Source organism: Streptomyces sp. NPDC107538 (assembly GCF_055657445.1).
This window is the reverse complement of record NZ_JBVKAY010000010.1, coordinates 239,695-253,079: the sequence shown is the minus strand read 5'-3', so window position 1 is coordinate 253,079 and position 13,385 is coordinate 239,695. Positions and strand designations below refer to the sequence as shown.

The window sequence follows — 13,385 nt, the reverse complement described above, 5'->3', positions numbered from 1 at the left end:
GGAGGTGCGGAGGTTGCCGCCTGCGGGTACGAATTTCGGCCAGTCGGCCGGGACTTCGCACCGGGGCCGGAAGTGGCCGGGAATCGACCCTCGGGCGGTGGGTGGAACGGTCCAGGTTCCTCCGGCGGGGCCGGGAGCGGCAGTTGACACGTGTGTGCAGGTCAGCGCCGGGTCGTCACAGCACCACATCGATTTCGTTGTTCACTTGACTACCGGGCGTCACACGCGATTGGCTCCGCCCAGCGAAAGTCAGCCAGTCGCCGCACGTCATCGCGGTGATGACGGCTCCTTCGCACTCCCCAGACCTCCCACCCCGGTCGCACAGCGAGGTGCCGCACCCCCATGAACCCACCCCCCGCACCCCATGGGATCTTCACAGCCGTCCGGGCCGCGGCGCTCGCCGCCGCCGTCTGCCTGACCGTCACCGGCTGCTCGGTGTTCGGCGGTGCGGAGAGCGATGCGGACACGGACACCTCGGGGGCCCCGGGCGGCGGGATGAAGATCGCGCTGATCACGCACAGCGCCGAGGGGGACGCCTTCTGGGACCTGGTCCGCCGGGGCGCGGAGGTCGCGGCGGCAAAGGACGGCGTCGAGCTGACCTTCGTGAGCGACCCCGACGCCGACGGGCAGGCCCAGCTGGTGCGGGACGCGATCGCCGACAAGGTCGACGGCATCGCGGTGACCCTGGCCAAGCCGCAGGCGATGCGCGGCGCGGTCGCCGAGGCCCGCGCCGCCGGCATACCCGTGGTGGGCCTCAACTCCGGTATCGACGCCTGGAAGGCGCAGGGGCTGCTGGCCTTCTTCGGCCAGGACGAGAGCGTCGCGGGCCGCGCGCTCGGCGACGAACTCGACGCCCGCTCCGCCGCCCACGCCCTGTGCGTCATCCACGAGCGTGGCAACGTGGCCATGGAGGCCCGCTGCGCCGGCGTACGCAAGACCTTCGGCGGGCGGACCGAGAACCTCTACGTCGACGGCACCGATCTGGACGACGTGACCGACGCGATCGCCGCGCGGCTCCGCCAGGACCCGACCATCGACGAGGTCGTCACCCTCGGGGCGCAGTTCGCGCTCGCCGCCGTGGACTCCGTGGACGACGCGCGCAGCAAGGCCCAGGTCGCCACCTTCGACCTCAACAAGGACCTGGTCAAGGCCGTGAAGAGCGGCGACATCCAGTTCGCCGTGGACCAGCAGCCCTACCTCCAGGGCTATCTCGCGGTCGACGGGCTCTGGCTCCACCGGACCAACGGCAACACCAGCGGGGGAGGCGTCGCGCCCGTGCTCACCGGACCCGCGTTCGTCACGAGGAAGAACATCGCGGGAGTCGCCGAGTTCGCGGCGAACGGCACCCGTTGACATGAACCGCACAGGAAAACGGAACATTCCGTTCGGACATGACCGCGCCACGGAACCCAAGCATCCGGAACGGTCGTGTAACGGCGACGCCAAACTTCCGACCACCCCTGCGACGTGCGTTCACTTGTGCGGATAACATCCTGCGCATCCCCTGTGCGCCGTACTGACAGGTGTCCACCCACCACCCCCTGACCCCTGTCGCCCCAGTCCCGATTCCTTCCGCTCCCCGCCAACCGCCCAAGGACGACGATGCCCCCACGGACCGGCGCCCGGCGCCGTCTCGGCTCCATACGTCTCTCGCTGATCCTCCTGGCTCTGATCCCCAGCGTCACACTGGCCGTGAGTTGGGGTGTGACGACGACCCAGATGTTCTCGGAGGGACTGCGGCTGCGGACGCAGACCGGGCTGAGCAAGTCCACCGGCGCGATGGGCACCGACGCGGCCCTCGCCCTGCAGCGCGAACGCGCCCTGTCCGCCGCCTACATGGCGACCCCCGGCAGCTCCATGGACGCCCTCGACCAGCAGCGCCGGGAGACCGACAAGGCGGTCGCCAAACTGGACCGCCGCGCGAGCGAGATCGACGACGCCCCCGCCCGCATCGGCGACCAGCTGTACGCGGTCATGGGCGCGTCGAACAGCCTGGAGTACTACCGCGACCAGGTGGACACCCCCACCGACATCACGCCCGAGCAGATCCTGGACCACTACAGCTCGATCATCGACGGCCAGATCCACGCCTTCCAGGCGCTCTCCCAGGTCGACGACGGCGACCTCACCTCCGAGGCCGGTCCGCTCGTCACCCTCGCGCAGGCCGCCGAGCTGGTCTCCCAGGAGGACGCGCTCCTCACCCTCAACTGGCCCTCGGGCCGCCTCGACGAGCCGACCCGGGAGCGCTTCGCCCAGCTGGTCAGCGCCCGCCGCTGGCTCGTCGACAACCAGCTCGTGCCCTCGCTGGACGGCGAGGTGAAGATCCAGGTCGAGCGGATCGTCCAGGGCCCGGACTGGCAGGGGCTCCAGGCCGTGGAGGACCAGGTCCTCGCGGCCCGCACCACGGGCGCCGGGGACGCGCGGAAGAGCGAACTGCCCGACGCCCAGGCCCGCTGGGACGCCTCGATGACGAAACTGTCCGCCCAGTACGAGCAGTTGATCCGCGCCCAGACCACGGCCCTGCTGGACCGCAGCGGCGCGGAGGCCCGCGAACTGCTGATCACGGCCGGCTCGCTGAGCGCCGGCGGGCTCGCCGCGCTGCTGCTGTGCGTCGTGATGTCCTGGCGCATCACCCGCTCGCTGTCCCGCCGGCTCACCGGGCTGCGCACGGCCACCCTCAGCCTCGCCGAACACCGGCTGCCCGACGTCGTCGCCCGCCTCGACCGGGGCGAGAAGATCGACGTGGACGAGGCCGCCGCCCCGCTGGACTACGGCACCGACGAACTCGGCCAGGTCGCCAAGGCGTTCAACGCCGCCCAGCGCACCGCCGTGCACACCGCCGTCGAACTCGCCGACACCCGCCGCGGCTTCCAGCGCGTCATCCTCGGCATCGCCCGGCAGAGCCAGAACCTCGTCAACCTCCAGCTCACCAAGCTCGACAAGCTGGAACGCCAGCACCAGGACCCGGAGATCCTCAAGGGCCTGTACGAACTGGACTCCACCGCGAGCCAGTTGCGCCGCTACGAGGAGAACCTGGTCATCATCAGCGGCGAGCGCCCCGGCCGCAGCTGGACCGAGCCCGTCGCGCTGATCGACATCCTGCGCAGCGCCGTGGGCGAGGTCGCCGAGTACCAGCGGGTCGAGGTGCACGCCGACGACGACGTGTGGATCGCCCCGCCCGCCGTGGCCGACGTCATCCACCTCCTCGCCGAGCTGATCGACAACGCCACCACCTACTCGCCCGCGCCCAGCCCGGTCAGCGTCCGCGCCGCGACCGTCGCCAAGGGGCTCGCCCTGGAGGTGGAGGACCGCGGACTCGGCATGTCCGAGGAGGACTACGCCGCGTTCAACTCCCAGCTGGCGACGCCCCCGCAGTTCGACGTGGTCGCCCTCGCCGACGACCTCCGGCTCGGCATGTTCGTCATCGCCCGCCTCGCCACCCGGCACGGCATCACCGTGACCCTGCGCGCCTCGCCGTACGGCGGCACCACCGCGATCGTGCTCATCCCGGACGAGATCGTGGTCCGCGAGGCGCCCGACCCCGACCTCGCCGCGGACGCCACCGACACGGCCGAACCGCCGTCGCGCGCCTCGCTCGTGGCCGCCCGGGTCGCCGCCGCGACGGAGCCGGAGCCCGCACCCGTACGACCGGAACCGGACGGTACGCCCCAGGAGCGGCCCGCCGCGCACGCGCGGACCGCCGACTCCGTCACCGCCGATGTCGAGGACGCGAACGGGACCCGGCCGGCCGCCGTCAGGAAACCCAAGGCCGCGAAGAAGGGCGGCCTGATGCCGCTGCCCCGCCGGATCCCGCAGACCAGTCTGGCCGCCGAGCTGAAGGAGGAGTCGGAACCCTGCCCGGACGGCGACAGCGACGACTTCACGGCCGAACGCGCCGCCTCCTCGCTCGCCGGATTCCAGCGCGGAACCCTCCAGGCACGTGACGACGACGCGGAACCCGAGTACGCATCAGGGGAGGAATCCGCGTCCCCCGACCCAGGAGACCGGATCCCCGCCTCCGGCACCTGACGTCCCACCGACTCCCCACGCAGACCGCTCATTGAAGGACACACAGATGACACGCCCCATCCCCGCCACGCACAGTCAGCTCGACCAGCTGCTCACCGGACTGGTGGACCGGGTCGCCGAGGTGGACCACGCCGTCGTGCTCTCCGAGGACGGACTGGTCGTCAGCAAATCCACCGCGTTCCTGCGCGACGACGCCGAGCGGCTCGCGGCCACCGCCTCGGGCCTGATGAGCCTCAGCAAGGGCGTCAGCATGGACTTCCGCGGTGGCCCCGTCCGCCAGCTGCTCATCGAGATGGGCAACGCCTTCCTGATCCTCACCAACGCCGGACCCGGCGCCAACCTCGCCGTGCTGACCCGGCAGGGCGCGGACGTCGGCGTGGTCGCGTACCAGATGAACATGCTGGTGAAGAAGATCGGCGAGCACCTCAGCGCGGCCCCACGCGCCGGTGTCGTCGCGGCCGACAGCGGCGAGTGAGGTGAACGGAGGCGACGCGGCGGGCCGGCTGGTTCGCCCGTTCACCCTGACGGGCGGCCGCACCCGGCCCGCCCGTGGCGACTTCACCCTCATCACCATGGTGTCCGCCGTGGATCCGCAGCCGGCCGGGGGCACCCGGCCACAGCCGGAGCACGCGCGGATCCTGAAGCTGTGCGCCAAGCCGATCGTGGTGGCGGAGCTGGCCACCGGCCTCGACCTCCCGGTCAGCGTGGTCGCCATCATGCTCTGCGACCTGCTGGAAGCGGGCCGGATCAGCGTGCGCCAGCCACGCCTGATCTCCCGCACCCCCGATCTGGACCTGCTGAAGAAAGTGAGGGACGGCCTTGGCCGGCTCTGACCCCACCCCCCAGGGGATTTCGGCTCCCGACACGGTGAAGATCCTCATCGCCGGCGGTTTCGGCGTGGGGAAGACGACCATGGTCGGGTCGGTCAGCGAGATCGTCCCGCTGCGCACCGAGGAACCCCTCACCACCGCCGGACTCGGGGTCGACGACCTCGACGGGATCCCCGAGAAGAGCGCCACCACGGTGGCCCTCGACTTCGGCCGGATCAGCATCGGCCAGGACCTCGTGCTCTATCTGTTCGGCACACCCGGACAGCAGCGGTTCTGGTTCATGTGGAACGACCTCGCGATCGGCGCCCTCGGCGCCGTCGTCCTGATCGACGTCCGCCGCCCCGAGTCCAGCTTCGCCGCCATCGACTTCTTCGAACGCCGCAAGATCCCCTTCGTCATCGGGGTCAACGGCTTCCACGGCGAACACCCCTACGAACCCGACGACATCCGCGACTCCCTGGCCCTCCCCGAGAACACCCCCGTCATCCTCTTCGACGCCCGCGAACGCACCTCGTCCCGCGACGTCCTCATCGCCCTCCTGGACCAGCTGATCGCGGCGTCGGCCCGCTGAGGCCGGGGCCGGGACCCTACGGACGGACCTCCTCGCGCACCAGGCCGGCCACGTGGTCGGTGATGGTGTCGAGGATGTCCGTCCAGGTGGTGTCGTCGCCGAGGACCAGGAAGTTGAGGGTGAGGCCGTCGGTCATGGCGGCGAGGTAGCGGGCCAGGACCGGGACGGGGACGGTCAGTTCGAAGCCCATCGTGTGGCGCAGCTGCTCGATGAGGTCGGCGTAGGTGACGCAGTACATCTCGTACTGGCGCCGGGCCAGATGCTCGAAGCCGGGCTCGCGCAGGGCGTACTGGGTCAGTTCGTAGGTGAGCATGTGTTCGCCCGGGTGGGCGGAGACATGGTCCCAGTACGCCTGGAAACCGGCCCGGACGGTCTCCCTGAGCGTCTCCCGGGGGCGGATCGCCTCCCGCACCAGGGAGACGTAGTGCCCGGTGATGGTGGTGATGACGGATTCGAGCAGCTCCTGCTTCGATTCGAAGCAGTAGTGGAAGACGCTCAGGGACACGCCCGCCTCGGCCGCGATGGACCGGGTCGTCGTCCTGGGGACGCCGTCCCGGGTCATCGCGCGGATCGCCGCTTCGGTCAGCTGTCTGCGTCGCTCGGCCGACGGCAGGCGTGCCATGTGGTTCCCTCTTCCCCCGTGGTGGTGCGGTCAGCCGCTGTACACGCCGACCTCGTAGAGGGAGTAACCCCAGTCCGTGCCGCGGTCGGTCCCCAGCATCCGAACATATCTCGCCGTCACGGCCGAGAACGACGCCGTGTCCAGACCGCCGTCACCCGAGGTCGTGGACCACACGGTCTTCCAGGTCGAGCCGTCGGTCGAGACATCGATCTGGTACGCCTTGCCGTACGCCCGCTCCCAGTCGAGGGTGACCTTCTTGACGGTGCGCGAGGTGCCGAGGTCCACCTTCCACCACTGGGAGTCGCTCCAGTCGCTCGCCCAGCGGCTGCCGCCGTCACCGTCCACGGCCCGGCCGGGCTGGTAGCTGGTGACCGGGTTCGACTCGGACGAACCGGCCGTCGCCGTCTTCCCCTTGGCGAGGTTCACCCCCGCCTGGTGGGCCTCGGAGGAGCCCCAGGTGTCGAGGTAGGACTCGGCGCCCTTGAAGAGGTCGTCCACGACGCCCTGCCCGCCGACCAGCCGGATGTCCTCGATCCAGTCCGGGATCATGCCGACATGGGCCGCGCCGTCGGTGTTGTAGTTCCAGGTGCGCTGACCGGTGGTCTGCTTGTCGATGGTCGAGCCGCCGTCGGCGCTCTTGAAGGGGTACGTCACCGGGTTGGAGGTGTCGGCGCCGCGCGGGGCGGGGTGGTCGCCGATGCCGTTGAAGTCGGTGCCGTAGCCGTAGCCCACGCCGTACTTGGTCCGCAGCGCGTCGGTCCGCTCGGCCTCCTCGCTGAACTCCTCGGAGCCGTGCATGTACTGGGCGACGAAACCGCCGAGGGAGTAGACCCGCTCGGTCCAGTTCAGGTCCATCCAGCTGTGCGAGGACAGGACACCCGGGTAGGACGCGGCCTCGAACATGTCCAGGACCTGGCCGGTGGCCTTGACGCTCATGTGGTCGATCTCGAGCATCATCTTGCGCTGCATCATGCCCTGCACGGCGTACTCGCCGAGGTCGGTGAGCCCCCGTACGTTGCACTGGGCGTTCTCGTCGTACTCCGGCACCTCGGTGCCCGCCGGCAGGTCCTCCTCGGCCTCCGTCGACGCGTCACCGATCGGGTTGTCCTTCTGCGGGCCCTTGCACGTCTCGGTCTGCCAGAAGGTGCCCGTCGACAGGAACTGGCCGACGTTGATCGCCGTACCGAGACCGTGCTCGTCGAACCGGACGCCGCACAGCGCGTTGTCGAACTTGTGGCACAGGAACATGCTGCGCACACCCAGGTCGTACAGCTCGTCGAGGCCCTCGTCGATGTCCTCCTTGCTGCACTGCGGGACGTCGAGGATCTGCTTGCAGCCGAACGGCTCGGAGGTCTCCACGCCCAGGACGACGGCGAGTTTGCCCGCCGCGATCACCTGACGTGCCTGCGCGCTGTCCGTGACGATCCGGAACCAGCCCTTGCCCGTACCGCCGTACTGCGCGTCGATGTAGTCCTGGAGGTCGTACGTCAGCTTCGCCTGCAGCCGGATCGACGTCATCTCGTCGCAGCTACGGTCCTTGAACGGGTAGATCGAGCAGATCATCCCGTTGGTGACCAGGTCGTTGACCAGCACCCGCTGACCACCGCGCCAGGCGCGCTCGATCCAGGCGTAGTAGTTGGCCTGGTGCGTCATCGAGTCGTACGCCGGCCAGTCCTTGAACGTCGGGTAGCCGACCGGGTCGTGCTTGCCGTCGCCGCCGTGGGTGATGTAGTCGAAGATCGCGAGGGAGCCGTCCGGGTAGTGCTCCGGACAGTCCTTCAGCGCGTCCGCGATGCCGGACGTCGAGAACACCTTGCCGCAGATGAGCCGGCCGCCGAACGCCTCGTTGGAGAACAGGTGGTTGTGCGCGTCGATGAAGCCGCGCACGTCGCCCCCAGAGGTGGTCCCCTTGAACGGCTCGCCCGTCACATTGATCTGCGAGTCGGGCGACGGCCGGTTGGTGGGCAGCCACCACTCACCGGTCGCGGCCGAACTGGACGACGGGCTGAGCAGCATGCCCATCGCGGTGAGGAACAGCGCCAGCACCATGAGGGGTCTGCGTCTGCGGTGGGCGCGTGGAGTTGTGGTCATCACTCACGTCCTCGGTCGGGGGGATGCGCGGTCGATGGGCCAGACCGTTCCGGGACGCGTTGAACACCCACGACGCCATAGTCCGTTTGTCATGGCTGGCACAAGCGATGTGACGAGAATCGCTACTGAGGTGATCCGAGTCAATAGTCCGGGACGGTTGACCTGATGGAGTCCGCCGCCCCACGGCTCGCCCTACGCCGGGTTGACGCTGCGTCAAGATCCCGTGAAGAGGCGGCGGTTGTGCCGCCGCCTCGCCTTCACCAACCGGTACGTACGCTCACGAAAGCGTGCGTACCGACTGGCGGATCACCAGCTGGGTGCCGAGCACCACATGGTCGTCGCCCCCGAGCCGCTCCTCGCGCTCCAGCGCCAGCCGGACGGCCGTGCGCCCCAGATCCTCGTACGGCACCCGGACCGTGGTGAGCGCCGGGGAGAGGTCGGCGGCGAAGGGGACGTCGTCGAAACCGACGAGGGAGACATCACCGGGGACGTCGAGACCGGCCTCGCGCAGCGCGGCGAGCGCCCCCGTGGCGACCATGTCGGTGCCCGCGAACACCGCCGTGAACTCCAGACCGGCGGCCAGCGCCTCGCGGGTGCGCTGGTACCCCGAGACACGGGTGTACGGACCCGGCAGCTCCAACTCCTCGGCGTGCGCGACCCCGTGGGCGCGCAGCGCGTGCAGGAAGCCGTCCCGGCGCTGGTCGGCGGTGCTGAGCCCGGGGTCGCCGCCCAGGAAGAGGACGCGCCGGTGCCCGGCGGTCAGGAGATGGTCGGTGGCCTGGAAGGCGCCGCCCCGGTTGTCGTACTGCACCACCGTGACCGGGAGATCGCCGGCCAGCGGCGGGCGGCCCACGAGCACCAGCCGGGAGCCCGCCGCGTCCAGCGCCGTCGCGTACTCGGCCATCCGCCGCCGGTACGCCTCGTCCTGCCGGGCCCCGCCGACGAGCAGAACGGCGGCCGCGTGCTGCTCGCGCATCAGCTGGACCAGGTCGTCCTCGCGGGCCGAGTCGTCGTGCGTGGCGCACACCAGGCTCAGCCGGCCCCGGTCGGCGGCCTCCTGCTCCACCCCCGCCGCGACATGGGCGAGGGAGGGGCCGGTGATGTCCTTGATGACCAGCGCGACCGGGCCCGCGACCCGGCCGGAGAGCGCCTTGGCGTGCACGTTCACCACATAGTGCAGCGACTCGACCGCCGCCATGACCCGGGCCCTGGTCTCCGTGGACACCGGGTAGTTGCCGGCCAGGGTGCGGGAAACGGTTGCTACGGAGACTCCCGCCTGCGCGGCGACATCCCGGATCGTGCTGGGCCGCTCGCCGCCCGACGCGCTGTTCCGCCGACGCCTGGCCCCACTGGCTCCGGCGCTGCTCCGGCGACCGTTTTCATTGACCGTCACGGTTAGACGTTACTGCATGGAAGGCTCGTCGCGGGGCGCAGTCCCGGAACTGGGGCCCGTCAGGCGGTAAGCGTTTACTGTCCTCGGCTGGTGCCGATGTCGCTCAGGGTGCCGTGTCGCCCGCCGGGACGGGGGCGAGCGGGGTGCCGGTGCCTTCGAGCGGGGCGGCCGGGCCGGGGGCGGTCGTCGGGAGCGGGGACGGGGTGCGGCGGCGGCCGGCCAGGCGGCAGCCGAGGCAGTCGGCGTGGCCGCCGCGGGCGGAGCGGTCGCGGGCCGTGAGGCGCCACTGCTCCCGGGGGCGGGGGCCCGGCGGCTTGCCCCAGCCGCCGAGGTGGAGGCCCCAGGTGACCAGGAGCGCCAGCACGCAGAGAACGGTGCCCAGGACGAATCCCGGGGTCCAGCCGATGACGCCCAGGCCCAGCCCCGTGGACCCGAGGGTGCCGATGGCGGTGCCGGTCCAGCCGGCGACGGTGTGGCCCTCGTCGTAGAGACTCACGTGTCTGCTCCCCTCGCGCGCCGCGGCGCGCCACGGCGTGCCGCGGCCACGCCCACGGCGCCGGACTATGATGTCTTAGTAAGTAAGGAATCTAGCCTGCCCCGGAGGCGATATCAATGGAGGCCGAACGCCGCCCCACCGTTCCGGACGCGATCGGTGCGATGGACGGCCTGATCGCGACGATGATCGTCGGGCAGCAGGAGTTCGCCCGGAAGCTCGGGCTGAGCGTCACGGACCTCGTCTGTTTCGCGTACGTCCTGGAGGCTGCGGACGAACCGGTCAGCGCCGGTGATCTGGCCGAACGGGCGCATGTCACCACGGGCGCGGTGACGGGTGTCCTCAACCGGCTGGAACGCGGGGGGTTCGTGACCCGGCAGCCGGACCCGGCCGACGGACGCCGGGTCCGAGTGGTCGCGGTCCCGGACGCCGCCGAGCGGGTGGTGGCGGTCTACGGGCCGTTCTACACCCGGCTCGCCGAGCTGTTCGGCCGGTACTCGGCGGACGAACTGGCCCTGCTGGTCGACTGGTTCGCGCGGGCGGAGGAGCTGGCGCGGGGGTATCTGGACGAGAGTCGTTAAGGAGGGTTCGGCTGCCCGGCGGGGAGGTTCACGGGAGGGTGGGCAGGCGCGACACCTGGCGTGCGCGCCTGCCGCATGACGGCCCTTCAGCCCCGCGGTGCGACGCGGATACGGTTCCCGTCGGGATCGGCCGCGAGGAAGGTCGGCCCGAACCCCGCGTCATGAGGCTCGCGCAAGATCGTGACCCCCTTGGACTTCCACTGCTCGAAGGTCGCGGTGACCTCGTCCGGTCCACCGTCGGTGGCCAGGCACAGCTCACCGGTGCGCGGGACGTCCGGTGACAGATCCTCGAACTGGCCGGACCACAAGCCGAGGTCGGCGCCCGGCCCGAGGTCGAAGGTGATGTATCCCGGAGTCTCGAACGAGGGGCTCAGGCCAAGGAGGTCGCCGTAGAAACGAGCTGCGGCGGGAGCGTCGTTCACGTAGACGACGGACACGACGGATGTGGTCATGGCTGTTCCTTCTCGCAGGTGGTAGGTGCGTATCCACCAGCCTGACCGGGATATGCGCCGCATCGTGTCGCAATTTCCTGAACTAATGGGGGCGTGACCCCGGACCGCTTCTTCAACCTGATGCTGCTCCTCGCATCGAGGGATGCCGTGACCACCCAGGAACTCGCCTCGGCGCTCGGGGTGTCCCTTCGCACCATCACCCGGGATCTGAACTGGCTCCGCGACGCCGGTCTGCCGGTGACCGCACACCGGGGCCGCCTCGGAGGCGTGACCATGCTGCCCGGGTCAGGGCCCGACCTCACGCGACTCACACCCGGTGAGCGTGATCATCTGTCGCTCATCGGGCTGGATGAGAAGCAACGTGAGGAGCTCGACGCATCGGTCGAAAGCCGGCACGCACTCTCCAAGATCGCCGCTGCAGTGCCACGTCGGGTTCATGAGCTCCTGCCGCTCACCGACGTGGTGCACGTGGACAGCCGTCCCTGGCGTCAGGCACGGGTTTCCGGCACGAGTCCGGCTTCGCTGATCGGCGCGGTGCGGCGAGGTCGCCGGCTGCGGATCGAGTACGACAGCACGCGCGAGTCAGGCCCGCGCGACCTGGTCGTGGATCCCTACGGGCTGTTCGCCAAGGTCGGCGTCTGGTACCTCGTCGCCGACCGTGCCCGAGTGCCACGGATGTACCGACTCGAACGGATCAGGACGTGGGAAGAAGTCGACCAGCTACGACGGATCCGCGAGAGCCAGACCCTGGCCACCGTTGCCGCAGCACTCATTGACCAGTGGGAACACCACCACGCGATAGAGGTCAGCGCCACCATCGACCACACCCAGATCGACCGGGCGCAACGGATCTTCGGCCTGCGACTCGTCCGGGACGACCATGAAGCATCCGCTGCCGGCCACAAGGTGACCATCCGCTTCCTGCACCTGGAGGACGTGCGAGCACTCCTGCCGTTCGGGAGCGCCGTCACTGTGCACGGTCCCGCCGAAGCCAGGGCTCACCTCCGCGACCTCGCCACCGGACTTGCCCACCACTACGCGCCGTCACCGATGTCCTGATCCGCGACAACAGACCCTGGGGAGTCCATGAGGAACTGGGCCCTCCTGGCACTCCCCGTACCCCACCACCCCGACCGGATGGCGGTCGTCCCCGCGGAAGCGGTGGCCCGGGGGCCGCGGACGGCTGACCCGCCCAGGGCCGTGGCCCCCGCGCCGGCGGCCGACATCACGACAGCGGTGCCGTGGACCCCCGGATCACCACCTTGCAGGGAAGGGTCTCCACCCCCGTGTGCGCGGTGCCGGAGATGGCGGTGAAGAGGGCGTGGGCGGCGACACGGCCCACCTGTTCGAGGTTCATGTCGACGCTGGTCAGGGGTGGACGGGAGCCGGTGGTCATGATCTGCCAGTTGTCGAAGCCCATGACCGCGATGTCCTCGGGGACGCGGTGGCCGCGTTCGCGCAGGACCTCCATGACGCCGCGGGCGATCTGGTCGCTGCCGCAGAGGACGGCGTCGATGTCGGGGTGGCGGTCGAGGAGCATCGCGGTGGCGGCCCGCCCCCATCCCTCCGACCAGGCCCCGAACCGCGGTTCGCCGATCAGGGAGAGGCCGGCGTCGGCGAGCGCGGCCCGCGCCCCCTGGGCCCGGTCCTGTGCGGCGAGATAACCGGGGTCGCCGGTGATGTGGGCGATCCGGGTGCGGCCGCAGGCGAGGAGATGCTCCACCGCGATGCGGCCGGCGCCGACGCTGTCCGGGACGACGGAGAAGTCCTCCGGGTCGTCGGAGGGGGCGTAGGCGTAGACGACCGGGACCGGTAGTTCGCGGCCCAGGGAGGGGCGGGGGTCGGTGCGGCTGCCGACCACGATGAGGCCGTCGACGCGGCGGCCCAACAGGGCCCGCAGATGGTGCTGTTCACGGATCGCGTCGCCGCGCGCGTCGCACAGGAACACGGCGACCTCGCCCGCGCCGAAGGCGTCCTCGGCGCCCATCAGGATCGGTATGCCGAATCTGCCCTCCAGGTCGCTGGTGAGCAGCCCGACCGTGCCGGTGCGCCCGGCGAGCAGCCCGCGCGCCACCTGGTTGGGGCGGAACGACAGCCGCTCGGCGGCCTCGACGACCCGCTGCCTGGTCTCCGCGCGGACCTGACTGCGGCCGTTGAGCGCCTTGGACGCCGTGGCGATCGAGACGCCCGCCAGCCGGGCCACGTCGCCGAGCGTGGCGGGCTGCGAACGAGAGGGGCCGGTGGCCTGTGCCATGGGTGATCTCCTGTCTCGCCACACGTGCCGACCTCGCCGAGGATGACACGCGCCACCCCGCACCTTACG

13 protein-coding genes are annotated in these 13,385 nt (G+C 70.5%); 7 read left to right on the top strand and 6 right to left on the bottom strand.

The annotated features are described in order from the left end of the window. Positions 1–342: 342 nt before the first annotated feature. From ACZ7MG_RS31355 to ACZ7MG_RS31335, 5 genes are all read left to right on the top strand, one after another. A complete protein-coding gene (locus tag ACZ7MG_RS31355; protein ID WP_471386587.1) occupies positions 343–1,353 on the top strand; it encodes a substrate-binding domain-containing protein in 1,011 nt (336 codons plus the stop codon). A gap of 249 nt (positions 1,354–1,602) precedes the next feature. Continuing rightward, on the top strand, positions 1,603–4,029 hold the full coding sequence (locus ACZ7MG_RS31350) for a sensor histidine kinase (protein ID WP_471386590.1): 2,427 nt from the start codon (positions 1,603–1,605) through the stop codon (positions 4,027–4,029). 46 nt (positions 4,030–4,075) lie between these two features. Further along, a complete protein-coding gene (locus ACZ7MG_RS31345) occupies positions 4,076–4,504 on the top strand; it encodes a roadblock/LC7 domain-containing protein (protein WP_020114533.1) in 429 nt (142 codons plus the stop codon). Between the two features lies 1 nt (position 4,505). Next, positions 4,506–4,862: a DUF742 domain-containing protein gene (locus ACZ7MG_RS31340; protein ID WP_471386594.1), complete on the top strand. Its 357-nt coding sequence runs from the start codon at positions 4,506–4,508 to the stop codon at positions 4,860–4,862. Then, entirely contained in the window at positions 4,849–5,430 is a 582-nt protein-coding gene (locus tag ACZ7MG_RS31335; protein ID WP_471386597.1) for a GTP-binding protein, read from the top strand. The genes ACZ7MG_RS31340 and ACZ7MG_RS31335 overlap by 14 nt, the downstream gene beginning before the upstream one ends. A gap of 16 nt (positions 5,431–5,446) precedes the next feature. On the opposite strand, the gene ACZ7MG_RS31330 is transcribed toward ACZ7MG_RS31335, so the two are convergent. The 4 genes from ACZ7MG_RS31330 to ACZ7MG_RS31315 all read right to left on the bottom strand — a co-directional run bounded on the left by ACZ7MG_RS31330 (position 5,447) and on the right by ACZ7MG_RS31315 (position 10,032). Beyond that, positions 5,447–6,052, bottom strand: a complete 606-nt coding sequence (locus ACZ7MG_RS31330) for a TetR/AcrR family transcriptional regulator (protein ID WP_471386603.1) — start codon at positions 6,050–6,052, stop codon at positions 5,447–5,449. 30 nt (positions 6,053–6,082) lie between these two features. Next, entirely contained in the window at positions 6,083–8,143 is a 2,061-nt protein-coding gene (locus ACZ7MG_RS31325; RefSeq protein WP_471386607.1) for a galactose-binding domain-containing protein, read from the bottom strand. 277 nt (positions 8,144–8,420) lie between these two features. Then, on the bottom strand, positions 8,421–9,536 hold the full coding sequence (locus ACZ7MG_RS31320; protein WP_471386610.1) for a LacI family DNA-binding transcriptional regulator: 1,116 nt from the start codon (positions 9,534–9,536) through the stop codon (positions 8,421–8,423). A gap of 103 nt (positions 9,537–9,639) precedes the next feature. Next, positions 9,640–10,032, bottom strand: a complete 393-nt coding sequence (locus ACZ7MG_RS31315; RefSeq protein ID WP_471386613.1) for an HGxxPAAW family protein — start codon at positions 10,030–10,032, stop codon at positions 9,640–9,642. Positions 10,033–10,148: 116 nt separating this feature from the next. Between ACZ7MG_RS31315 and ACZ7MG_RS31310 the strand changes: the two genes are divergently transcribed. Then, entirely contained in the window at positions 10,149–10,610 is a 462-nt protein-coding gene (locus tag ACZ7MG_RS31310) for a MarR family winged helix-turn-helix transcriptional regulator (protein ID WP_471386615.1), read from the top strand. An 86-nt stretch (positions 10,611–10,696) separates the two neighbouring features. Here the strand turns inward: ACZ7MG_RS31310 and ACZ7MG_RS31305 are convergent, their stop codons facing one another. Then, a complete protein-coding gene (locus ACZ7MG_RS31305) occupies positions 10,697–11,062 on the bottom strand; it encodes a VOC family protein (protein WP_471386617.1) in 366 nt (121 codons plus the stop codon). A 93-nt stretch (positions 11,063–11,155) separates the two neighbouring features. Between ACZ7MG_RS31305 and ACZ7MG_RS31300 the strand changes: the two genes are divergently transcribed. Beyond that, the gene (locus tag ACZ7MG_RS31300; RefSeq protein ID WP_471386619.1) at positions 11,156–12,121 is read left to right on the top strand and encodes a helix-turn-helix transcriptional regulator; all 966 of its coding nucleotides are present in this window, start codon (positions 11,156–11,158) and stop codon (positions 12,119–12,121) included. 166 nt (positions 12,122–12,287) lie between these two features. Here the strand turns inward: ACZ7MG_RS31300 and ACZ7MG_RS31295 are convergent, their stop codons facing one another. Beyond that, a complete protein-coding gene (locus tag ACZ7MG_RS31295; RefSeq protein WP_471386622.1) occupies positions 12,288–13,316 on the bottom strand; it encodes a LacI family DNA-binding transcriptional regulator in 1,029 nt (342 codons plus the stop codon). Between the last annotated feature and the right edge of the window lie 69 nt (positions 13,317–13,385).